This window comes from Exiguobacterium profundum (assembly GCF_001909285.1).
Classification (GTDB): domain Bacteria; phylum Bacillota; class Bacilli; order Exiguobacteriales; family Exiguobacteriaceae; genus Exiguobacterium; species Exiguobacterium profundum.
Map to the genome: position 1 here is coordinate 1507715 of NZ_MRSV01000001.1, position 23926 is coordinate 1531640.

The 23926-nt window shown below is 47.2% G+C and carries 24 protein-coding genes; 23 read left to right on the forward strand and 1 reads right to left on the reverse strand.

Translation table 11 applies throughout. From position 1 onward, the window contains the following. Window positions 1-10: 10 nt before the first annotated feature. From rpsU to BBB58_RS07875, 20 genes are all read left to right on the forward strand, one after another. Complete coding sequence (gene rpsU / locus BBB58_RS07780) at window positions 11-205, forward strand: 30S ribosomal protein S21 (protein WP_029334745.1); 195 nt, start codon at window positions 11-13, stop codon at window positions 203-205. Between the two features lie 33 nt (window positions 206-238). Continuing rightward, window positions 239-688, forward strand: coding sequence for a GatB/YqeY domain-containing protein (locus BBB58_RS07785; RefSeq protein ID WP_074036596.1), 450 nt, complete (start codon window positions 239-241; stop codon window positions 686-688). A gap of 133 nt (window positions 689-821) precedes the next feature. Beyond that, entirely contained in the window at window positions 822-1334 is a 513-nt protein-coding gene (locus BBB58_RS07790) for an NfeD family protein (RefSeq protein WP_074036598.1), read from the forward strand. After that, window positions 1331-2317: a flotillin-like protein FloA gene (floA, locus tag BBB58_RS07795; RefSeq protein WP_074036600.1), complete on the forward strand. Its 987-nt coding sequence runs from the start codon at window positions 1331-1333 to the stop codon at window positions 2315-2317. The genes BBB58_RS07790 and floA overlap by 4 nt, the downstream gene beginning before the upstream one ends. A gap of 5 nt (window positions 2318-2322) precedes the next feature. Then, entirely contained in the window at window positions 2323-2742 is a 420-nt protein-coding gene (locus tag BBB58_RS07800; RefSeq protein ID WP_074036602.1) for a hypothetical protein, read from the forward strand. 120 nt (window positions 2743-2862) lie between these two features. Continuing rightward, complete coding sequence (locus BBB58_RS07805) at window positions 2863-3834, forward strand: PhoH family protein (RefSeq protein WP_074036604.1); 972 nt, start codon at window positions 2863-2865, stop codon at window positions 3832-3834. 42 nt (window positions 3835-3876) lie between these two features. Beyond that, window positions 3877-5964: an HD family phosphohydrolase gene (locus BBB58_RS07810; RefSeq protein WP_012726650.1), complete on the forward strand. Its 2088-nt coding sequence runs from the start codon at window positions 3877-3879 to the stop codon at window positions 5962-5964. After that, window positions 5942-6418: an rRNA maturation RNase YbeY gene (gene ybeY, locus BBB58_RS07815; RefSeq protein ID WP_074036606.1), complete on the forward strand. Its 477-nt coding sequence runs from the start codon at window positions 5942-5944 to the stop codon at window positions 6416-6418. The genes BBB58_RS07810 and ybeY overlap by 23 nt, the downstream gene beginning before the upstream one ends. Beyond that, window positions 6415-6762, forward strand: coding sequence for a diacylglycerol kinase family protein (locus BBB58_RS07820; RefSeq protein WP_074036607.1), 348 nt, complete (start codon window positions 6415-6417; stop codon window positions 6760-6762). Before ybeY ends, BBB58_RS07820 begins: the two co-directional genes overlap by 4 nt. Before the next feature lie 30 nt (window positions 6763-6792). Then, the gene (gene era / locus BBB58_RS07825) at window positions 6793-7701 is read left to right on the forward strand and encodes a GTPase Era (RefSeq protein WP_074036608.1); all 909 of its coding nucleotides are present in this window, start codon (window positions 6793-6795) and stop codon (window positions 7699-7701) included. A 3-nt stretch (window positions 7702-7704) separates the two neighbouring features. After that, on the forward strand, window positions 7705-8454 hold the full coding sequence (gene recO, locus BBB58_RS07830; RefSeq protein ID WP_074036609.1) for a DNA repair protein RecO: 750 nt from the start codon (window positions 7705-7707) through the stop codon (window positions 8452-8454). A gap of 294 nt (window positions 8455-8748) precedes the next feature. After that, on the forward strand, window positions 8749-9642 hold the full coding sequence (gene glyQ / locus BBB58_RS07835) for a glycine--tRNA ligase subunit alpha (protein WP_208606727.1): 894 nt from the start codon (window positions 8749-8751) through the stop codon (window positions 9640-9642). Further along, entirely contained in the window at window positions 9635-11689 is a 2055-nt protein-coding gene (glyS, locus tag BBB58_RS07840; protein WP_074036612.1) for a glycine--tRNA ligase subunit beta, read from the forward strand. Before glyQ ends, glyS begins: the two co-directional genes overlap by 8 nt. Before the next feature lie 21 nt (window positions 11690-11710). Next, the gene (ccpN, locus tag BBB58_RS07845) at window positions 11711-12340 is read left to right on the forward strand and encodes a transcriptional regulator CcpN (protein ID WP_074036614.1); all 630 of its coding nucleotides are present in this window, start codon (window positions 11711-11713) and stop codon (window positions 12338-12340) included. Beyond that, complete coding sequence (locus BBB58_RS07850; RefSeq protein WP_074036616.1) at window positions 12327-13169, forward strand: pyruvate, water dikinase regulatory protein; 843 nt, start codon at window positions 12327-12329, stop codon at window positions 13167-13169. The genes ccpN and BBB58_RS07850 overlap by 14 nt, the downstream gene beginning before the upstream one ends. A 126-nt stretch (window positions 13170-13295) precedes the next feature. Then, on the forward strand, window positions 13296-15107 hold the full coding sequence (dnaG, locus tag BBB58_RS07855; protein ID WP_074036617.1) for a DNA primase: 1812 nt from the start codon (window positions 13296-13298) through the stop codon (window positions 15105-15107). Between the two features lie 35 nt (window positions 15108-15142). Beyond that, window positions 15143-16237 carry an RNA polymerase sigma factor RpoD gene (gene rpoD / locus BBB58_RS07860; RefSeq protein ID WP_074036618.1) on the forward strand — a complete coding sequence of 365 codons (1095 nt, stop codon included), beginning with the start codon at window positions 15143-15145 and terminating at the stop codon, window positions 16235-16237. Between the two features lie 132 nt (window positions 16238-16369). Beyond that, window positions 16370-16708, forward strand: a complete 339-nt coding sequence (gene cccA, locus BBB58_RS07865) for a cytochrome c550 (protein WP_012726639.1) — start codon at window positions 16370-16372, stop codon at window positions 16706-16708. A gap of 95 nt (window positions 16709-16803) precedes the next feature. After that, window positions 16804-17520: a tRNA (adenine(22)-N(1))-methyltransferase gene (locus tag BBB58_RS07870; protein WP_074036619.1), complete on the forward strand. Its 717-nt coding sequence runs from the start codon at window positions 16804-16806 to the stop codon at window positions 17518-17520. After that, window positions 17520-18632, forward strand: a complete 1113-nt coding sequence (locus BBB58_RS07875) for a Nif3-like dinuclear metal center hexameric protein (RefSeq protein ID WP_074036620.1) — start codon at window positions 17520-17522, stop codon at window positions 18630-18632. The genes BBB58_RS07870 and BBB58_RS07875 overlap by 1 nt, the downstream gene beginning before the upstream one ends. Window positions 18633-18674: 42 nt before the next feature. Here BBB58_RS07875 and BBB58_RS07880 read toward each other — a convergent pair whose 3' ends face one another. After that, the gene (locus tag BBB58_RS07880; RefSeq protein WP_074036622.1) at window positions 18675-19613 is read right to left on the reverse strand and encodes a 4-hydroxy-3-methylbut-2-enyl diphosphate reductase; all 939 of its coding nucleotides are present in this window, start codon (window positions 19611-19613) and stop codon (window positions 18675-18677) included. A 144-nt stretch (window positions 19614-19757) separates the two neighbouring features. Here BBB58_RS07880 and BBB58_RS07885 point away from each other — a divergent pair, with 144 nt between their 5' ends. From BBB58_RS07885 to BBB58_RS07895, 3 genes are all read left to right on the forward strand, one after another. Beyond that, entirely contained in the window at window positions 19758-21512 is a 1755-nt protein-coding gene (locus BBB58_RS07885) for a sensor histidine kinase (RefSeq protein ID WP_236548986.1), read from the forward strand. Then, on the forward strand, window positions 21509-22447 hold the full coding sequence (locus BBB58_RS07890) for a sugar ABC transporter substrate-binding protein (protein WP_074036624.1): 939 nt from the start codon (window positions 21509-21511) through the stop codon (window positions 22445-22447). The genes BBB58_RS07885 and BBB58_RS07890 overlap by 4 nt, the downstream gene beginning before the upstream one ends. Before the next feature lie 61 nt (window positions 22448-22508). After that, entirely contained in the window at window positions 22509-23852 is a 1344-nt protein-coding gene (locus BBB58_RS07895) for a DEAD/DEAH box helicase (RefSeq protein ID WP_012726633.1), read from the forward strand. The last annotated feature ends 74 nt before the right edge of the window (window positions 23853-23926 follow it).

Here is a 23926-nt window from a genome sequence, read left to right on the forward strand (position 1 = left end):
TAGTCGTGTAATTCGGAGGGAGGGAAAACTAGTGGAAACTCGTGTCCGTAAAAACGAATCGCTTGAAGACGCTCTTCGTCGTTTCAAACGCGGTGTTTCGAAAGATGGCACACTTGCCGAAGTTCGTAAACGTCGTCACTACGAAAAGCCAAGCGTAAAACGTAAATTGAAATCAGAAGCTGCGCGTAAGCGTAAGAAATTCTGATTCCAGTTTCATTTGTAGAGAGGGTGTTGGCTCATGAGTCTTCAAGAACGCTTGACGGACGACATGAAGCAAGCCATGCGCGCGAAACAAAAGGATCGTCTTACGACAATCCGGATGGTCAAAGCGTCGCTCCAAAATGAGGCTATCAAACTAGGTCGTCAAGATCTTACCGAGGAAGAGGAACTCACGGTGCTCAACCGAGAGATGAAACAGCGCAGAGACTCCCTCCGAGAATTCGAAAGCGCTGGTCGTGAAGACCTTGCTTCCAAAGTAGCAGAAGAGATTGTCGTCCTAGAAGCCTATATGCCTGAACAACTTTCAGAAGATGAAGTGACCGCCATCGTCCAAGCAGCAATTGCTCAAACGAATGCAGCCGCTCCATCAGATATGGGTAAGGTGATGGGCGTCGTCATGCCGCAAGTCAAAGGCAAGGCAGACGGTGGTCTTGTGAACCGAATCGTCAAACAACAATTGACGAATTGATGAAAAAAGCAGTTACTTTTCGGGAAACCGAAAGTTTCTGCTTTTTTTGTTTTTTCTTAAACCACATTCAATCTTGTTTCGTATACACTAGAGATAGGAGATAGCTTTGAATTTGGAAGGGGGTAGCAAGACGATGACATTTGGTCTCGGAGTGATTCTGACAGTCTTTTTTGTCTTTTTTGTCCTTCTTGGAATTGAAGTGTTCGTAGCAGGGTTTGGATTGTTCGGTTTGCTTGGGATCGGAGCCGTCGTTGCGAGTTTGATTATGGCTGGTGCGACGATCGGTCAACTGTGGCTATCGATTGGTCTCGCGGCAGCGGTGCTAACAGGTCTCGGCTTTTGGGCATACCGCCGCTTGAGTACGAATCGTCCGCTCATTTATAAAGGGTTGATTTTGACGGATTCGACATCGACTGAAAAAGGCTACTTGTCCCACGAAGATCGAAAACAACTTCTCGGCAAAGTGGGAGTCACCTTGACACCACTTCGCCCAGCAGGTACTGCCGAAATCGACGGAGAACGACTTGATGTCGTGACGGAAGGTGGCTATCTCGATCAGCAGACAAAAATTCAGGTTTATAAAGTGGATTCTGGACGGATTGTCGTTCGAAGCTTTGTAGAACCGAAGGAGGATGTAACAGAATGACACCAGAATTACTGACAACGTTACTCATTACAGGTGGAGGATTGATTGCACTTGCCGTATTCTTCACGTTCGTACCGGTCGGACTATGGATCAGTTCGTTTGCAGCGGGCGTCCACGTCGAGATCTTCACATTGATTGGAATGCGCCTTCGTCGCGTTATTCCCTCGAAAATCGTGAACCCGTTGATTAAAGCGGTTAAAGCAGGAATTGAATTAAACACGAACCAACTTGAAAGTCACTTCTTGGCTGGTGGTAACGTAGACCGCGTTGTGAACGCATTGATTGCGGCGCACCGTGCGAATATTGAATTGTCATTCGAACGGGCTGCTGCCATCGATTTGGCAGGACGTAACGTGCTCGAGGCTGTACAGATGTCAGTTAACCCGAAAGTCATTGAAACGCCATTTATTGCGGGTGTCGCGATGGATGGGATTGAAGTGAAGGCAAAAGCACGTATTACCGTACGTGCGAATATCGATCGTCTCGTCGGTGGTGCGGGAGAAGAAACGATTATCGCCCGTGTCGGTGAAGGGGTCGTGTCGACAATCGGTTCACAAAACAACCACAAGCACGTACTAGAGAATCCGGATATGATTTCACGGACTGTCCTCACAAAAGGTTTAGATTCAGGAACAGCGTTTGAGATTCTTTCGATCGATATTGCCGACATCGATATCGGTAAGAACATCGGCGCGGTCTTGCAGACGGACCAAGCAGAAGCAGATAAGAAAATCGCTCAAGCGAAGGCGGAAGAACGTCGCGCGATGGCGATTGCGCGCGAACAAGAAATGAAATCTTCAGTAGAAGAAATGCGTGCGAAAGTTGTCGGTGCCGAAGCGGAAGTCCCACTCGCGATGGCAGAAGCGTTACGAAACGGAAAGCTTGGTGTCATGGATTACGTGAACTACTTGAACGTTCAAGCGGATACAGAAATGCGAAAAGCGATTGGGGCACCTGTCGATTCTGAATCAGATAATGAGTGATTGATATGGATGGACTATGGGTACTCTTGTTAGCCGCCTTCGGAATTGCCTCGGCAGTGATGAAACGGCTAAAAAAATCATCGTCCTCTGGAGACCGTCCTCAAAGCAGTGAACTGAAACGCTATTTGGATTCGGTAGGGGACGTCATGAAAGAGATTGAAACGGCATTCGATGACTCGGAAAAAAAACCGGCGCCACAAAAGGTGAGGCGTCGAGTCGCTCGAACGGTAGAAGAACGACCGGCTCCACGTGAACGTCAAGTCGAGATGCCGAAAGTGAGCGCGCAATTCGAACAAGCGGTTAAAATTCCACCGATTCAAAAGGAAAAGAAACCGAGACAACTGAACGTTTCACAAAAGCGAATGCGGGAAGCTGTCATTTGGAGTGAGGTATTACAACCTCCTATCTCGAAACGGAAGAAGTGAACGGAAGGCAGTGACGTCATGTTACTGCCTTTTGCGCGTGGAAATTACGCGGTCTTTCTTTCACGATAGGCGTGATAGTGCTAAAGTAAAAGAGGAATAACCGATTTTAATGAGGGGGCAATGCATCCATTGATTATGACTGATAAAATACCATTCGTCATGGAACATGCGAACGAAGCACAAGCTTTACTCGGACCGAAAGATGAAGTGTTCCAGGCGATTGAAACAGAATTGAAAGTGGCACTCATCCCAAGGGGTGAGGAGTTGATTATTCAAGCCGATACACTTGAGGCTCTTGAATTAACGAAACAAGTGATCATCACCTTGCAGACGTTAGTGAAAAAAGGTGCACGTCTAAATGAAAGTGATGCCATTAGCGTCATCCAGCACATTCAAGTCGGAAAGGGAGATGAACTGCTCGAACATTATGAACGAGTTGTTTTTACGACGAATAAGGGGAAACCGATTCGTGCCAAGACAGTAGGTCAAAGCCGGTATGTTCGTGCGATTGAACGACGTGATCTCGTCTTTGGTATCGGACCAGCCGGAACAGGAAAGACGTACCTAGCTGTCGTACTTGCGGCGCGTGCCTTAAAAGAAGGGCAAGTCAAACGGATCATCTTGACGCGTCCTGCCGTTGAAGCGGGAGAGAACCTTGGATTTTTACCGGGAGATTTAAAAGAGAAAGTGGACCCATATCTCCGCCCATTATACGACGCCCTATTTGATGTGTATGGCGTGGAACAGACGAACCGTTTGTTAGAACGGGGCACGATTGAAGTGGCTCCGCTCGCTTATATGCGTGGACGCACGTTAGAAGATGCGTTCGTCATCTTGGATGAGGCCCAGAATACAACAAAAGAACAGATGAAGATGTTTTTGACGCGACTCGGTTTTGGATCGAAAATGGTGGTCACAGGGGATTTGACCCAAGTCGATTTACCGAAAGGCAAGGCATCGGGGTTACAGGAAGCGTTACGCCTGTTAGAAGGCGTGGATGGTATTCATTTTGAACACTTCAGTGCGTCTGACGTCGTCCGTCATCCGCTCGTTAAGAAAATCATCAACGCCTATAGTACGGACCTCACTTAAATGTACGTGTGAGGTCACCAGATCGTGAAAGGGGGGGCACGAATGCAGCAAGCTAAAAACTGGACAGTCGCGACCATCTCGTTGATTTTCTTTCTCTTATTAGGCGCCATTCTATACTTTACCGTGCGCCCATCCATCATCAGTGTGGAACCGCTTGGGATTGCCGAACAGGATATTCGGTCTCCAATCACGGTTGAGGACCGTGTTGCGACCGAACGATTGAAACAAGAAGTGACAAATGGTGTCGGCAGTCAATTCTCCTTGAGAAAAGAATTTGCAGACCAACAAATCGCTAAAGTCGAGCAGTTGTTCGCAGCATTCGACCAAACGGATGAGGAGACTGAACTGGCAGATATTAAAAACCGTCTAAATTCTACAGAGGCGAACGGTGTATTAGCTGATGAAGAGTTGAATTCGTTGCTTGAAGCGAGTGAAGATACCCGACAAACGGTAGAAGATGTCACAGTCACTGCGTTACAACAAGTGATGGACGACCGGATTGAAACGAGTAATGAAGCGGTCGCTGCGGCTCGAGACCGAGCAGCAGCGATTATCGATCAATCGCCGCTCTCGTTTGAGTTCCGCGCCATTTCGAAAACGTTAAGCGATGAACTCATCGTACCGAACTATGTATTTGACTCTGAGGCGACCCGTCAAAAAGAACAAGAGGCCGTCGATGCTGTCGATCCTGTCATCATTCAAGAAGGACAGTTACTCGTCAGTCAAGGTGAGGTGGTGACTCGAGAGATATATCGGAAATTAGAGCTATCTGGAGCCATCGATCCGAATCGTTCCCTTGCACCATTATTCGGGTCATTCTTGCTCAGCGCATTGTTGACCGGTGGGTTTCTATTCATGCTCATCCGCTCGAAAATCAAAGACCTGTTACTGAGTCCGAAAATCTTAGTGACGGTCTATGGCTTGCTACTTTTACAACTCGGCATCTTTTTTGGTGTCGGATACATCGGTGTCGATTTTACGACATATGCCTATATTTTAGCGCCGACAGCTTTCGTTGTATTGCTTCTACGCATCTTGATCGATGAACGAGTTGCGCTCGCCTCGGCCTTCATTACGATGATTGCCGGGAGTGTCGTTGTCACATTCGGACAGAGCACGAATTTCATGACGCTCGTGTATGTGGCGACGGGTAGTTTTCTAGCTGTCTTTTTAGTTGAACCGAAAATTCAGCGGAAGCGACTATTCTTATCAGGGGTGTTGCTCGGTTTCGTCAACATCATCATGGTCATCGCGTTACTCTTACTTCGGAACGTGCAAGTTTCCTGGGAAATGGCGATGTATCTTTCTGGATTTGCCGTCATTAGCGCCTTGCTCTCCATTGTCTTGACGTTTGGCTTCCTGCCATTTTTGGAACCGTGGTTTGGCGTCTTGTCTTCTGGTCGACTTGTGGAATTGATGAGTCCGACGCATCCGCTGCTGCGGAAACTTTTAATGGAGGCACCTGGTACGTATCATCATAGTATGATGGTGGCGAACTTGGCAGAGTCCGCATGTGAGGCGATTGGCGCAGATGGTCTTCTCGCACGTGTCGCAAGCTATTATCACGATCTTGGGAAGACGGAGCGTCCCCTTCATTTCATTGAAAATCAACAAGGTGGCGGGAATCCTCATGATCGCTTGACGCCTGAAGAATCGGCAGACATTATTATGGCTCATCCTTATGACGGAGCGGATCTGTTGCGACGTTATAAGTTACCGAAAGAAATCATCGATATAGCAGAGCAGCATCACGGAACGTCTTTATTGAAATATTTCTACGTTAAAGCGAAGGAAGATCCTGATAAAGAGGTGTTAGAGTCTCGTTTCCGCTATCCAGGTCCAAAGCCACAATCGCGCGAGGCTGCCGTTGTCATGATCGTCGATTCAATCGAAGCGGCTGTCCGCTCGCAGAAACAACCGACGCCAGAAAAAATCCGAATGCTCGTTCGAACAATCATTCGCGACAAGTTGGCGGATGGGCAGTTCGAAGAATGTGAATTGACGACGAAAGAAATTTGGCGCGTCGGAGAGAGTGCGTGTGAGACGCTGACCGGCTTGTTCCACGAACGAATCGAATACCCAGAATTAAAGAAAGAGGGAGAATTACATGCAAATCATCTCGAACGATGAACATGAATTGTTAACTACATCTCAAATCGAGCTCGTCGAGTCGATTTTACAACATGCCGCCCAACTAGAAGAGGTGGAAGAGCCGAGCGAATTGTCGGTCACGTATTTAACAAATGCGGAAATCCATGAAGTGAACCGAGAATGGCGAGGCAAAGATGCCCCGACCGATGTCATCAGTTTCGCATTTGATGAGATGGGGGATGACGAGATGGATTTCATGCTCGATGAAGATGAGCCACATCTTCTCGGTGACCTCGTCATCTCGGTAGAACGATGCCGAGAACAGGCAGCTGACTATGGTCATTCGTTTGAGCGGGAGCTCGGCTTTTTAGCAATTCATGGATTCCTCCATCTACTTGGGTATGATCATATGACACCTGAGGAAGAAGCGGAGATGACGGCAAGGCAAGAAGAAGTGCTCACTCATTTTGAGTTGAAGCGAGGCAACGTGTGAGACCGTTCCGTGTGGCATGTGAGGGAATCCTCCATGCCGTTCGTTCGGAACGGAACATGCGACTCCATCTCCTGTCGGCTTTTCTCGTATTCGTCTTTTCAATCTGGTTACAGCCGACAAGACTCGAGATCGTCATCTTGTTCGGGTGGGTGATTGCCGTTATTAGCATGGAAATGATGAATACGGCAATCGAACGAACGGTTAATCTCGTGACAGAAGACGTCCATCCACTCGCGAAGCAAGCGAAAGATGTTGCCGCAGGAGCTGTTTTAGTCGCTTCACTTGGTGCTGCCGTAACGGCGCTCATAATATTCGGTCCACGGCTATGGAACATGCTATACTAATAGTTCTGAAATAGAGAAAGCAGGTGCATTATGTATCAAGAAGATTTTAAATCCGGATTCGTCTCGATTATCGGACGACCGAACGTCGGGAAATCGACATTCTTAAACCGTGTGATCGGACAAAAGATTGCCATCATGTCGGATAAACCACAAACGACACGAAATAAGGTGCAAGGTGTGTACACAACCGATGATTCCCAAATCATCTTCATCGATACACCAGGGATTCATAAACCGAAACACCGTCTTGGCGACTTCATGATGAAAGTGGCGACGAACGCATTACGCGAAGTTGATGCGATTCTCTTCATGGTGAACGTGACGGAACCGCGTGGAGCTGGCGACGACTTTATTATTGAGAAACTCAAAGGGCTCGACACACCGATTATTCTCGTCATGAACAAGATCGATTTAATCCATCCGGATGAACTTCCGAAAGTGATTGAACAATATACGAACGAATTGGATTTCGCGGCGTACGTCCCGATTTCGGCGCTACAAGGCAACAACGTCGAACCGCTCTTAGGTGAGATCAAGAAATTGTTGCCTGAAGGACCGATGTATTATCCGGCCGATCAAGTGACGGACCACCCGGAGCGTTTCATTATCTCAGAGATGATTCGTGAGAAAGTGTTGCATAAGACACGTGATGAAGTCCCTCATTCGATTGCTGTAGCCATCGAATCGATCAAGAAACGTGAGAACTCTGAGATGATTGATGTCGAAGCCGTGATCATGGTGGAGCGTGATTCGCAAAAAGGAATCATCATCGAAAAAAAAGGGGCTATGCTTCGTGAAATCGGAACAGACGCGCGCCATGATATCGAAGCGCTTCTCGGGACTAAAGTTTATTTGAACCTATGGGTAAAAGTGCAGAAAGACTGGCGTAACAAGATGGGTCAGCTTCGTGACCTCGGTTTCCGCGACGACGAGTATTGAGCCATGTTACAAAAAGTCACGGGAATCGTCGTTCGTACCGTTAATTATGGGGAATCGAATAAAGTCGTGACATTGTTTACAGAGGAACTTGGCAAAGTCGCGATCATGGCACGGGGCGCAAAGAAACCGGGTAGCCGGTTTCACGCATCGAGTCAGCCGTTTGTGGAAGGTGTCTATATCTTTCCGTCTAGCCGAGGACTCGCTCAGTTAAAATCATCTGACGTCATGACGTCTTATCCTGAAATCCGAAAAGATGTCGAACGGATGGCATATGCGATGTATTGGTTAGAACTTGTTGATCGATCTGTCGAGGATCGTGTCCAAAATCGTCCATTGTTTCGAATATTACGGGATGCCTTGCAGGCACTGAATGCGGGCATGGACGCAGATGTCATCACGCACTATGTTGAATTACGTATTTTGCATCTATTAGGCGTCGCCCCAGTCTTGACGGGATGTGTGCGCTGTGGAGATGTGACGGATCCCATGTACTTCTCTGTCGCGTCCGGTGGCTTTTTATGTGCGCGACATCCAGAAGAAGGTGTGATCCGGCTGTCCGAACGATTGGCGAAACTACTTTATTTGATGAGTAAGCACGAATTGTCAGAGTTTCGGAACGTTCCGCTATCGGATGAGTCCAGAGTCCTTTTGCGCCTGCTCTTTGATGCTTATATGGAATCGTATAGTGGACTACGATTGAAGACGAAACGGGTGCTCGATCAAATGATTCGACTTCATCTGAATGAGGATTGACTTTTTATAGTGAATTCGATACGATGATGTACGATTAGACAAATGAAATAGCGTGCGCGATGAAGGAAAAAAGTAACTCTTCCTGTCATGAATGAAGCGAGTCCGGGGCGGTGTGAGCCGGGTATCATGAGAAGAGCGAATGGCGATTCCAGAGCGCCCACATCTTTTAAGAGTGGTCCCATTATTGGGGCAAGTAGGGTGGAACCGCGGGAATCAATCCCGTCCCTATGTGCTAGGCACATAGGGGCGTTTTTTGTCGTTTCAATACTATTGGAGGTGTCATTAATGAAGCACATGACAGTGCAAGAAATCATTCTCACGCTACAAAACTTTTGGGCGTCAAAAGGTTGTTTGACGATGCAGGCGTACGATGTGGAGAAAGGGGCCGGGACGATGAACCCGATGACATTCCTCAGAAGCCTTGGGCCAGAACCGTGGAACGTCTGTTATACCGAACCGTCACGCCGTCCAGCTGACGGTCGTTACGGAGAAAACCCGAACCGTCTTTACCAGCACCATCAGTTTCAGGTGATCATGAAGCCGTCACCAAACAACATTCAAGAGTTGTACTTGGAGAGTCTTGAATTGATTGGCATCAATCCGCTTGAGCATGACATCCGTTTCGTCGAAGATAACTGGGAAAACCCGACGTTCGGAGCAGCAGGTCTCGGTTGGGAAGTTTGGTTGAACGGAATGGAAATCACGCAGTTCACATACTTCCAACAAGTCGGTGGAATCGAGTGTGACCCGATTGCCGTGGAAATCACATACGGACTTGAACGCCTCGCGTCATACATTCAAGAAGTAGAAAGTGTATTCGATCTTGTCTGGACAGACGGATTCAAATACGGCGACATTTTCTATCAACCAGAATTTGAACATTCGAAATATACGTTCGAATTGTCTGACGTCGACATGTTATTCACGTTATTTGATACGTATGAGAAAGAAGCGAAGCGTGCGCTTGAAGATAACCTTGTCTTCCCTGCATACGATTACATTCTAAAATGTTCGCACACGTTCAACTTGTTGGACGCAAAAGGCGCCATTTCTGTGACGGAACGTACCGGCTTCATCCAGCGTGTCCGGAACATGTCACGTGCGTGTGCCGCTAAATTTATTGAAGAACGGGAACGCCTTGGATTCCCACTTTTGAAACAAGAGAAAGCAGGTGACTTGAATGCGTGACCTTCTGTTAGAGATTGGATTAGAGGAACTGCCGGCTCAATATGTCTTGCGTTCAGAGAAACAGTTGGCGGAACGTGTTGATGCGTTCTTAAAAGAGGCGCGTGTTGATTTTGGCTCAATCGAAGTGTACTCGACACCACGTCGTTTGGCTGTCATCGTTCGTGATGTGGCTGAAACGCAACAGGATTTGGCAGAAACTCTTCGTGGACCTGCCAAAAAGATTGCACAAGATGCGGAAGGTAACTGGTCGAAGGCGGCACAAGGTTTTGCACGTGGCCGCGGATTGACAGTAGAAGATCTCTATTTCGCAGAAAAAAAAGGAGTCGAGTATGTCTTCGCGGAACGTCATGAAAAGGGACAAGAGACGCTCTCGCTATTGAACGGTCTTGAAGATGTGGTCCGTAGCTTGACGTTCCCGAAAAACATGAAATGGGGAACGAGCAGCCTACGGTATATGCGTCCGATTCGTTGGTTGATCGCACTCTTTGGTCAAGACATCATCGACTTCACAATCGAAGGCGTGAAAACGAATAACGTGACGCGTGGGCATCGTTTCCTCAGTAAAGGGGACGTGGTCATCTCATCACCTACCGAATATGTCCAGACATTAGAGTCTGCTTTTGTCATGGCGAACTACGAGATGCGTAAAGCTGAAATCGAACGTCAAATTCAAGAGCTTGCAACGAAACAAGGATGGACGATTCCACTCGACGCCGACTTGCTTGAGGAAGTGACAAACTTAGTCGAATGGCCGACCGCTCTCTTTGGGGAATTTGATGAAGCGTACCTTGACTTGCCTGAGGAAGTGTTGATCACAACGATGAAAGAGCATCAACGTTATTTCCCGGTCTATCTCGACGGAACATTGAAAAACTATTTTGTGACGGTACGAAACGGGAATGCCGAGCATCTTGAAAATGTGGCGCGCGGTAACGAGAAAGTCATCCGGGCCCGTCTTGCGGATGCCGTGTTCTTCTATGAGGAAGACAAAAAGACGAAAATCGATGATCAGCTCGGACGTCTCGATCGCATCGTCTTCCATGAAAAATTGGGAACGACTGGTGCGAAAGCGCGTCGTGTGACGAAAATCGCTCAGGAACTTGCACCGTTGTTCGAGGCAGACCTTGAAAAAGTAAGCCGTGCCGGTGCCATTCATAAATTTGATCTCGTGAGCCAGATGGTATACGAGTTCACAGAACTTCAAGGAATCATGGGTGAGAAATATGCACTCCAACAAGGTGAAGACAAGGAAGTGGCAGCGGCAATCCGTGAGCATTACATGCCACGCTTTGCTGGGGACGCTTCTCCAGAGACGGCAACGGGTGCCGTTCTTGCCCTTGCCGACAAATTAGACTCGATTGCAGCATTCTTTGGCATCGGGATGATTCCGAGCGGTTCACAAGACCCGTTCGCGCTTCGTCGCCAGGCCCAAGGTGTCGTTCAGATTCTTGGAGATTGGAAGATTGATCTCTCAATCGACACGTTGCTTTCAAAAGTTGTCGAATTACAACTGGAAGCAGGACTCTATGAAGCCGATAAAGAACAAGTTAAGGCACAACTAGATGAGTTCTTCAAATTGCGCTTGAAATATCGCCTGCAAGAACAGCAGGTTCGTTATGATGTGATTGACGCCGTATTGACGACCTCATTGACGGTTGTGCGACTCGATGCTCGCGCAGACGCGATTCAAGAGTTTGTATCGACGGATGCGAAGGCGTTGATTGAGCAATTGTCGCGCGTCGTGAACAAAAAAAAAAAAGGTGAAGCGGGAGATGTCGATCCTTCCTTGTTTGAGAACGATCATGAGATTGCATTGCATGATGCGATTGAACAGACCGCTCCTGCAACAGCCGAAGCTGTCGAGATGGGAGATTACAAGAAAGCGCTCGACCTTCTACAACAACTCGAATCACCGATTATGATGTACTTCGAACATACAATGGTTATGAGTGATGATGAGGCGGTCCGCCAAAACCGTCTCCATGAAATGAACCGACTTGCAACGACGATTAAGCGTGTCGCAGATTTCAACGCGCTCGTACTCTAAACAAACTAGAGGGGGTTGGCTATGCAACTGAATAAACGACAAAAAAAAATCGTTGAGATCGTGAAGGAGAACGGGCCGATCACAGGGGAACAAATCGCACAAGAGCTCTCATTGACACGTGCGACCCTGCGGCCTGACCTCGCTATTTTGACGATGACAGGCATACTTGAAGCTAGACCTCGTGTCGGCTACACGTTCGTTGGCAAACGGAATTCGTCGATGCTACGAGAAAAGTTAGATTCGCTGACCGTAGGGGACTTCATGTCTTCTGCGAAAGTCGTACGGGATGAGATGACGGTATATGATGCGATTGTCACGTTGTTCTTAGAAGATGTCGGCTCATTGTTCGTTGTCGGACGTGACCGGGAGTTAGTCGGAGTTTTATCTCGTAAAGACCTCCTTCGTGCGGCCATCGGAAATCAAGACTTAGACCAGTTACCCGTCAACGTCATCATGACCCGCATGCCGAACATTACAGTATGTGAGAAAACAGAAACGTTGATTCGAGCTGGGATGAAATTGATTGAGAAACAAATCGATGCCATGCCCGTCGTAGAAGAAAAAGATGGGAAATTGATTGTACTCGGCCGTATGACGAAGACCAATATGACGAAGGTGCTCATTGCGTTAGCGAACGATGAGTCGATCTGAGGAGGAAATCGAATTGACTACGAAACAACTCGTGTTCGTTGTAAGTGACTCGGTCGGAGAGACGTGCGAACTCGTCGTCCGCGCAGCGAGTATCCAATTCCACGAGAATGCGATCGAAACCCTTCGCATCCCGTTCGTCGAAGATGAGCAGACGATTATCGATGTCGTCACGCAAGCAAAAGCACAACAGGCCATCATTGCGTTCACGCTCGTTAATGAGGAACATCGCGCCCTTCTCATGCGGCTTGGTGAAGCTCATCAAGTGAAAACGGTTGATTTGCTCGGAGATTTGCTCGATGTATTATCTAGCCAATTGAAAGAAGCGCCACGTGAAAAGCCGGGACTCATCTATCGATTGGATGATGATTACTTACGAAAAATCGAGGCGATGGAGTTTGCCGTCAAGTATGACGATGGTCGGGACCCACGTGGCCTGAAAAAAGCTGATATCGTGTTGGTCGGTGTTTCTCGAACGTCAAAGACGCCGCTATCTCAATATTTGGCACTGAAACGATATAAAGTCGCGAACGTGCCACTCGTTCCAGAATCGAGACCGCCTGAGGAATTGTTTGATTTGCCTGCTGAACGATGTGTCGGGTTGATCATCTCCCCGGAAAAGCTGATTTCAATCCGGATGGAACGTCTCAAATCGCTAGGTTTGAAGCCGGAAGCAGATTATGCGCAGCTAGAGCGAATCAATCGTGAACTCGAGTATGCGCGTGGTATTTATGAACGAATCGGTTGCGATGTCATCGATGTGACGAACAAAGCAGTTGAAGAAACGGCAGGGATCATCTTGCGTCATCTTGAACAGTCTAAAGATGATTGAATGAGTAAGTGTTTCAATTAGTAATCATTGCTTCAAGAGGGTATAATAGAGTATTGACAGTACAGTGAAACGGAACGTGATGAGCGTTCCGTTTCGTTGCGAGATTGGAAACAGGGAGTGGTCAACATGCCACGAATACCAGATGAAGTCATCGCAGAAGTGAAACAAGCGACCGATATCGTAGAATTGATTGGCGAACGTGTCGAATTAAAGAAACAAGGACATCGCCTTGTCGGATTATGTCCGTTTCATTCCGAAAACTCACCTTCTTTTTCCGTTTCACTTGAAAAAGGGATGTATCACTGTTTCGGTTGTGGCGCCGGCGGAAATGTATTTACGTTCGTGATGGAAACCGAGGGATTGTCGTTTCCTGAGACGGTCGAACGCTTGGCAACACGGGCGAATATTTCGGTAGACGGGATCCAAGGGGACGAGGAACTGACGCGAGAACAGGTATGGCGCAAACAGATGCGTGATGCGCATCGCCTTGTCGCTGACTTGTATCATGAAGTGTTGATGAAAACAGAAGCTGGAGAAGTGGGCTTAACGTATTTACGGGATCGTGATTTGGCTGAAGAGACGATTGCGCAATACAAGATCGGTTTTGCCCCAGACCAACGACGCTTTACTGTCGAGCTGTTGGAGCGGCGCGGGTTTGATTTAGAAGTAATGGTTGAGGCAGGTTTGATTTCAAAGTCGAAGTCCGGTGAATATTTTGACCGATTTGAAGGACGGGTCGTCTTTCCGATTGCGGATCGAGACGGCACCATCGTTGGCTTCAGTGGACGAGCGATTGATGACCGACAACCAAAATATGTGAATACGGCTGAGACGCCACTCTTCAATAAGAGCGAGTTATTGTTCGGCTTCTCTCAAGCCCGGGCGACGATGCGTAAGAAAAAGCGTGTCTTCCTCGTTGAAGGGAACGTTGACGTTTTACAAGTCGCGCAAGCGGGCACACAAGAAGTTGTGGCATCGCTCGGAACCGCGTTCTCTCCTCAACATGCGAGGGCGCTATCTCGAATCGTGGATGAAGTCATTATCTGTTATGACGGAGACCACGCGGGACAAGAAGCGACACAAAAAGTCATTCGCCTATTAGAAGCGTCTCCACTCGATGTACAAGTTTTGCCACTACCGGAAAAGACGGACCCAGATGATTATATCCGTCAGCATGGGGCAACTCACTGGCAGCAGTTTATTGAAACTGAGCAGTTGAGTGTTCTCGATTTTATGAATCGCATGTACCGGCGAGAAAAAAACTTGAACCGAGAAGGAGAACGGATTCGCTTTATTGAATCTATGCTTGAAGAGATCGGGAAGACAAATGATTCGATTCGAAGAGATTTATATGTGAAGAAACTGTCGGATGAGTTTGAGATTCCGCTAGAGACGCTCCGTTCGAGAATTCCTCGTCCGACGTCAAGTGAATCAACTCCCACCCGTGCGATGGAACCTGTAGAGCCGGTACGGAAGCGTTCGAGTAAAACAGGTGAGCCTCGTTGGATGAAAGCCGAGAAGTACTTGTTGCGTGCGATGTTGACGGGACCGGAGCAGGTCCGTTTCGTACGCGACCGTTTAGGGCTTCGTTATCAAGATGAAACCCATCGTATGTTAGGGTCAGCATTGTATGAAATCGTATCCGATACGATGACACAGGATGAGTTTGATCAAATCACGCTTTCGTTCATGGAGCGTTATTGCGATCAACGCCCTGATTATGCGATGCGTTTTGCAGAGATCCGTCTGATGGCTGGACCGGATGAACTGTCTGAAGAGGTTTTAGACGAATACATTCGGGTGATAAACAGTTATGAGGAGCAACGTCAAATCGAGCGTGCAAAAAGGGAAATCGCTCAAGACGCCGAAAGTATTGTAGACCAGGCGTCCAAGCTACAAGAATTGATTGCCCGTAGTCGTCGTCTTCGAGAACGATGATCGTGGATGAAGTTTGGAAGGAGTTGAACTGCTAGATGGCAGAGAAGAAGAAAGAGGATTTATTTAACGCCATAGAGGAACTTGAAAAGTTAGGTAAGAAAAAAGGCGTCGTCTCAATGCAAGCAATCCAAGATCGCCTTAGTCACTTCGAGGTGGATTCGGATTTCATCGATAACTTCATCGAAGATTTAGAGGCTAAAGACATCCGTGTCACAGAAGATGCTGCTGACGCAGAAGAAACACCTGCAAAAAAAGAGGATGAAGAAGTCGATTTGAACGACTTATCAGTACCTCCTGGAATCAAAATCAACGACCCGGTTCGGATGTATTTGAAAGAAATCGGACGTGTCGACCTTCTCAGTGCGAAAGATGAGACGGAGCTCGCTAAACGAATCGAGCAAGGGGAAAAAAAAAAAAAAAAACGTCTCGCAGAAGCAAACCTACGTCTCGTAGTGTCGATTGCGAAGCGTTATGTCGGTCGTGGGATGCTCTTCCTTGATTTGATTCAAGAAGGGAACATGGGACTCATTAAAGCGGTCGAAAAATTCGACTACATGAAAGGGTTCAAATTCTCGACGTATGCGACGTGGTGGATTCGCCAAGCCATCACACGTGCGATTGCTGACCAAGCCCGTACGATTCGTATTCCTGTACACATGGTGGAAACAATCAACAAATTGATTCGTGTCCAACGTCAATTGCTTCAAGACCTCGGTCGCGAACCTTCTCCGGAAGAGATTGCCAAAGAGATGGAACTCACACCTGAGAAAGTCCGTGAAATTCTAAAGATTGCCCAAGAACCTGTTTCTTTAGAGACACCGATTGGGGAAGAAGACGATTCACATCTCGGTGACTTCATCGAAGACCAAGATGCGATGGCTCCTCAAGATGCGGCAGCCTATGAATTGTTGAAAGAGCAATTAGAAGACGTGTTGGATACGTTGACAGACCGTGAAGAGAACGTCCTTCGCCTGCGTTTCGGACTAGACGATGGCCGCACACGCACACTCGAAGAAGTTGGTAAAGTATTCGGTGTCACACGTGAGCGGATTCGTCAAATCGAGGCGAAAGCCCTTCGTAAATTGCGTCACCCGAGCCGTTCCAAACGCTTGAAAGACTTCCTCGATTAATTTCATATTTGAATAAAGTGTGAAGTTTTAGAAGAAAGGAAGGAAAATGAGTGATTTTCCTTCCTTCTTTATTATTTTTTGAGTAAAATTTTGTTGGATAGAAATTTGGAATGAACATGAGGGGGAACTACAATGCGTAATCCATTGTTACCGTTTGCGGCAATCGCAATCGTCGCAATTATTGCCATGGTATCATTATCGTATTTTGGGGTGAATCAGGCGCAACAAGCGGCTGAAGGTCCAGCAGTCACTGAAATGAACCCAGAAGAGTTGTATGCTGCGAAGGGTTGCACAGGTTGCCACGGCGGAAACCTTGAAGGTGGCGTCGGTCCAGCACTTACAGGTGTCGGCGATCGTCTCTCACCAGAAGAAATCGCAAACATCATCGTCAACGGTCAAGGTGCGATGCCAGCAGGTCTTGCATCAGCTGAAGAAGCAGAAGTGCTTGCGAACTGGTTGATTGAACAATAAGAGGTGACGCACTCCGTGATGGGGTGCGTTTTTTGTTGTCGAACTGTAGAGAATTCGATACGCTAGGGAAGAAGTAGAACAAAGGAGTTGTCTGTATGCAAGAACGTGTCATGTTAGACCGACGATTGAAGCAGGTTGTCGATTATATCCCAAAAGGAAGTGTGCTCGCCGATATCGGTTCGGATCATGCGTATGTCCCATGCTATGCCTTTCAGCAAGGAATCATTTCAAAAGGAATCGCGGGTGAAGTGAACGTTGGACCGATGGAAGCCGCGAGAGCACAAGTCGATTTGATTGGGGCCAGTGATGCCATTAATGTACGCCTCGGCGATGGTCTTGCTGTCTTACAGCCCAATGAAGCGACTTGTATCTCGATTTGCGGGATGGGCGGCAGTTTGATTCGCTCCATTCTCGAAGCGGGTCAAGATAAGCTCGGTGCGGTCGAACGGCTCGTCCTTCAACCGAACGTTGATGGGCAACACGTACGAAGCTGGCTGCTTGAACATGGATATGTCCTTGTCGAAGAGGCAATTGTGGAAGAAAATGATAAGGTTTACGAAATCCTTGTCGGAGAAAAAGGAACTGAGTCCATTTATAGTGACGAGTGGGACGAGCGCATGTGGCAGTTGTTATTCGGTCCATATCTCGTTCAAGAGCGACCAGAACCATTTAAACTCAAATGGAGTCGTGAAGCTGATAAGCTCGATTATGTGCTTGGACAGATGGCAGCTGGCATTCAATCGGAAGCCTTGATTCAAAAACAAGTGGAGTTCAAACGGATGCGTGACAAGATGAGAGAGGTGAGTCAGTAATGGCGAACGGCAATCAAGTGATTCAATTGTTTGAGGAATTTGCACCGAAACATTTAGCGGTCGAAGGGGATAAAATCGGCTTGCAGATTGGCTCGCTCAACAAAGAAGTCAAACGGGTCATGGTCACGCTTGATGTACTTGAATCGGTTGTGGATGAAGCGATTGAGAAACAAATCGATTTGATTATCGCGCATCATCCACCCATCTTTAGTCCGTTAGCTCAAGTCAATGACCGTTCCACGGCTGGGAAGATTACGATGAAATGTATTCAGCACGATATCGCGGTCTATGTCGCTCATACGAATTTAGACGTATGCAGCGGTGGTGTGAACGATTGGATGAGTGAGGCAATCGGTCTCCGCGATACGAAAGTACTCGTCCCGACCTATGAGGAGCCGGTCTATAAACTAAGTGTATTCGTTCCATCCACGCATGCGCATGACGTATCCCTGGCTCTAGGAAAAGCGGGTGCAGGACATATTGGTGACTATGCGGACTGTCAGTTCCGTGTTTCCGGAACGGGGCAATTCACTCCGCTCGAAGGGACAGATCCCTTCATCGGTCGCCCGCATGAAACGGAACAAGTGGACGAAGTGAAAATCGAAACGGTCGTTCGGGAGAGTCAGAAAAAGCGTGTACTAAAAGCAATGAAAGACGCCCATCCTTATGAGGAAGTCGCGTATGACCTCATGCGCGATGAAATCGACGGTCATGTATTTGGGCTAGGGCGAATCGGTCGACTTGAACAGGCCATGACACTTGAAAAGTTTGCCGAACACGTGAAAACAAGCTTTGGGGTTGAGGGCGTGCGAGTCGTCGGAGACCCGAGGCGTTCGATTGAAAAAGTTGCCGTATTAGGTGGAGACGGGAATAAATATGTGTCTACTGCGCATTTCAAAGGTGCAGATGCATATGTGACGGGTGATTTATATTTCCACGTGGCTCATGATGCGATGGCCCTTGGGCTTGCAGTCGTAGACCCAGGGCATCATGTCGAGAGTATCATGAAACAAGGTGTAATCGATGTGCTCAGCAAAAAGTTTGAAAAAGCGAAAATTAATGTCGACTTGATTCAATCTGTTGCCAACACGAACCCGTTTCAATTCAAGTAAATCCTAAAAATCCCCCATCCTCTGAGAGAATGGGGGATTCCTTCACTTACGCAAAGCTTTCACTTTCGGTAAGATGCTCCGAAGTTCAAGAAATGGCGTTTTATCGTGCGTGCTTAAATCGTCTGGGTCATACTGCGACAAAAAGTCGATGACTTTTTTTGTGATCGGTGTAGGAGTAGAGGCGCCCGACGTCACAGCGACGGTCTCGACTCCCTCGAGCCAATTCAAGTCAAGTTCACTCAAGTCACCGATTCGATATGCATTCGTTCCGGCAATCTCTTTTGAAACTTGTGCTAAACGATTGGAGTTGTTAGATTTAGGATCTCCGACGACAATCAACAATTCGCAGTCTCCCGCTTGTTCAGCGACGGCTTCTTGTCGAACTTGCGTCGCGTTACAGATTTCATTATGCACTTCCACGTGAGGATAACGGGCTTGAATCGTTTCAATTAATGCGGAAACGTCCCATTGACTCATCGTCGTCTGGTTCGTCACCAAAATTTTTCGTTCGAACATGCGACTCGGCAACTGATCGATTTCATGTTCATATTGAATCAAATGAACATGGTCTGGTGCAACACCAATTGCACCCTCCGGTTCCGGATGCCCGTGTTTTCCGATATAGATGACATCATATCCTTCTGCCGTTTTCTCACGAATCAAATCGTGTGTGACCAAGACGTCAGGACAAGAGGCATCTACAATCGTCAATCCTTTCTCGATGGCACGTTTCCGGACGAGTGGTGAAATGCCGTGCGCCGTGAAGACGACCGTTCCTCGATCGATGGTTTCGAGCGCTTGCATGCGGTCTTCTCCATCAACGGTTTTGACACCGAGATCCTCAAACGCCTGCGTGACGTGACGGTTATGGACAATCATTCCAAGTATATGAATCGGGCGTGGCAAATCTGGATTTGCGACCGCCTCATTTGCGAGCTTCATGGCATCGACGACACCATAACAATATCCGCGTGGGCTAATTTTTTTAACTTTCTTATGAAGACGAAGGCTCCTTTCGAAGTGCTTTCATACGTATTAGTCTAACATTGTTTCGAAAATACGAAAAGATTTGCGTGTATTCATGCTATAATTTTTAGGTTAGAGAGGAGGGACGCCGTGAATCGCATGAAACCATTGCGTGAACTAAGAAAATCGTACTTTTTCCAAATTACGTTCATCATCATCATTATTTTAGCACTTGTCATTTCATCACTTGCCTTCTCTGCTGACCGCGTCACGGTGTCTCGAGCAGAAGAATTGGCGAAAGAGCAATTTGATTACGCCATCGATGACAGTATTGAGAATGTGGAGTCCCGACTTGGGAAATTGTATGAGGATTTAGTTTACTTAGGCGCTTACGTTGGAAATGAGCCATGGATTGAAGAACGGATCCGAACAGGATATTTGAATCAACGCACGAGTTTTACGTCCATCTTTTATTATGATGTCAATCAAGACTCATTTAAATGGTACTCGGAGCGACAAGTCGCCTCTTCTGTCTTGAAACGCGATCCGAAGTTTACGGAAGTATTGACTGCAAGTGGAAAAGAACTATATATGAGTGACCCTGTGATGATCAGTGGGGATATGGGAACTTTCCTATACGTTCCGGTCATCGAAGAGAACCGACCAATCGGTATTTTTGGGGGAAGCATTAGTGTCTTGAACTCTGACTTGTATCGTCGTTCGTTGGAATCTGCGAATGATGACATGATTCTATACTTGTTAGATGAGCAAGGCGAAGTGTTGACGACTTCGTTCAACTTGGTCACAGATGCAGAGCGTCGGATATCGCGTGAAGTCATCGACGAAGCATTAGATCGAAGCGAACGGACAATATTGAGTACGGATGAAGATACGGTAATGTTTGAACCGGATGCACGAGTCAGTGGATGGAGCATGCTCGCAAAACATCAAAATGACTCCGTCTATGAAACGGTCTACGACACGCGTTGGCAGTATTTGATGATTGCGCTCGTTACATTCTTCCTGAGCATTCTCGTTGGATTGTTGCTTTCCCGGACGTTAACGAATCCGCTTGTCGAGCTGGTCAATCAAATTAAACAACAACAATCGCTCGGAACGATCTCGTTGGAAAGAACCGGTTCGAAAGAAGTGGAGACGCTACTCGACACGTATAACGATTATGCACAACGGATGGAAACGTCACGACGTGAACAGTTGAGTCAGCAACAGTTGATTTTGCATCAAGAAAAATTAGCTTCACTCGGTCAATTGGCCGCGGGAATTGCCCATGAAATTCGAAATCCTCTAACTCCCGTCCACATCACGTTACAAATGGTGCGCGAGGGTCAAGGTAGCTCAGATATGGTGGATGTCGCCATCAAAGAACTGGAGCGGGCGAATGATTTGATTTCAACGATGTTGACGCTCGCCAAACCAGATCAGGCTGGTAAAAACGAAGATTGGATCAACATGTTAGACTTTGCGAAACGACTTGAATTTTTAATGGATGCCGAATGTTATAAACGACCTACGAAATGGGAATTACTTGTACCGAACGACATGCCTCCATTTTATGCATCCTTTGATATGCTCGTTCAAATCATCTACAACCTCTTCAAAAATGCGGTCGATGCCGTCGAATCAAAAGGGGCTGAAGGTAGTGTCGTCGTGACGGTCCTCTTTACGGAGCAGGAATATCGCTTCTTGATTGAGGATAACGGGATTGGCATGAGTGAGGAACAACTCAAGACAGTTGGTTCCGCCTTCAATACGACGAAGGAAAGTGGGAATGGTCTAGGGATCTATATGATTCAAGAGTACTTGAAGAGCGTTAACGGTGCGATGGAGATTGATAGTGTGATGAAAAAGGGGACCGCGATTTTAATCAAAATCCCAAGGAGACAACCGTCATGAAAGGACTAAAACATTATTGGCTTTGGTTACCGGTCGTGTGGGCCATGACGATTCTCCTCATCACCTCGATTCAACTCCCAAAACAAAAAACGAATGAAAAAGAAGTCGGATTCGTGTTTGTCAGTGATAAACATGAGCATGCGAATAAACTACTGGACTCGTTCGTGCATACAGAAAAAAAAAAAGGGTTCATCCCGATTCCGACCACGAGTGAAGACTCGCGTGTCCTTGAAAAAGAAAAACTAGATTCATTGATTGACCGGGGTGTCGAGGCCATCTTTTTGACGACTCTCGATGACACGTTCATTCAACCCTCATTAGAACGCGCAAAACAAAAAAACATTCCGATTATTGCGATTGACCGTATGATTGATCATCCGAGTGTGCTCACATCTGTCGTATCCGACAATGTCGACATCGGTCGGATGGCGGCCGAACAAATTGCTGCCAAGTATAGTGAGCTCGAACGTCCGATTCGCGTGGTCGAAGTGAGGGGGACGCCGAAAGTTCGCTCCACGATGGACCGAAGTCTTGGTATCCGAGAGTACGAAAAGCAACATGGCGACGATTTTCAGATCATTGCATCCATCACCGGGAACTATGACACATTCCAAGCTGAAATCGAGATGTCACGTTGGTTAGAAGAAGAGATTCCGTTTGATGCAATCTTTTCACATAATGATGATAATACGTTTGGTGTCGTCCGGGCTTTAGAAAGTCATGGTTTGACGGACAAGACGATCGTGTCGGTCGACGGGATTTCAGATATCTATCCGCTCATTCAAAATGGGAAGGTCAATGCCACTGTCGTGCAGTCACCGAACGAGATGATGGAAGTCGGCTTCAAAGCACTCGAACAACATTTAAATGGAAAGAAAATTGCCAAACACTATTATTCATCGAGTTATTTATATGAAGGTGTGGCAAAAGATTGATTGACAAATCATTTGATTCCGCTATGCTAGGAAAAGTGGAAAGAAACAGGAGGTGTATCGATTGAACAGCTTCCAACAGTTCAAATTGCTACCGTTTATGGTTGATGCGTTAACAGAAAAGCGCATTACGAAACCGACCGATATACAAGCCCGGATTATTCCGGCTGCCTTGAATGGTCGAGATATTATTGGAAAATCACAGACAGGAACGGGTAAAACACTTGCGTTCTTGTTACCGATCGTTGAAGCGATCAATCCAGAAGATGCTTCAGTTCAAGCAATCGTCGTCGCACCGACACGCGAACTCGCTTGGCAGATTCATGAAGAATTGAAATCGATTCTTATTAAAAACCCAGATTACATCAAATCGAGTTTGATTGTCGGAGGGACAGACCGCGAACGTCAGATCGATAAGATGAAAAATCCGCCACAGTTAATCATCGGGACACCGGGACGAATCCTTGATCTCATGAAAGCACAGGCGTTATTCCCGCACAAAGTGACACACTTTGTCGTCGATGAAGCCGATCAAATGCTCGATATGGGATTCTTGCCCGAGGTCGACCGCATCGCACAGGCGCTTCCTGAAAAACTGCAAACGATGGTCTTCTCAGCGACGATTCCTGAGAACCTTGAACCGTTCTTGAAGAAATACCTTCATGACCCACGCTTTGCAGAGGCGAGCCCAGAACATCGCGTCGCACCAAAAATCAAGCACCACGTGATTCCAGTACGTCACCGTGACCGTAAAGAATTGACTGTCGAAATTGCGAAAGCAATCAATCCATTCGTTTGTCTCGTGTTCACCAATACGAAACAAGAGGCAGATGAGTTGGAGACGTCGTTCCGCGAAGCAGGTCTAAACGTCGGTACGTTGCATGGTGACATGCAGGCACGTCGCCGCAAACAAGCCATCAAGGACATCAATGATGCGAAATATCAGTATGTGATTGCTACGGATTTAGCGGCTCGCGGTATCGATATTTCAGGAGTCTCTCACGTCATCAACCATGGGATTCCGAAAGATCTTGATTTCTATACACACCGTGTCGGTCGTACGGGACGTGCGGGCGCGTCAGGTGAGGCGTATACACTATATGAGGACCATGAGAATGGACCGATCAACAGACTTGAAGAACGTGGGTTCGAATTCACTCATGTGGACTTGCGCAACGGTTCGATTCAACCGATCAAGACACGTCGTCGTCGTCAAACAGACCGTAAGATGAAGGTCTCACACACGGCTCATAGTCGGATGGCCGGTGAAATCAAGAAGGCGAAGAAGAAAGTCAAGCCTGGCTATAAGAAGAAATTCAAGTATAAGTTGAAAGAGACGGCATCACGTGAGCATATGCAACAGCAACGCTCGGATCGCCGTGCAGCACGTAAAAAAAATAAACGATAATGTTTGGGAGAATCGACTTCTTGGAGTCGGTTCTTCTTTTTGTGTACACTAGAGAGAGAAGATGATGAAGGGAA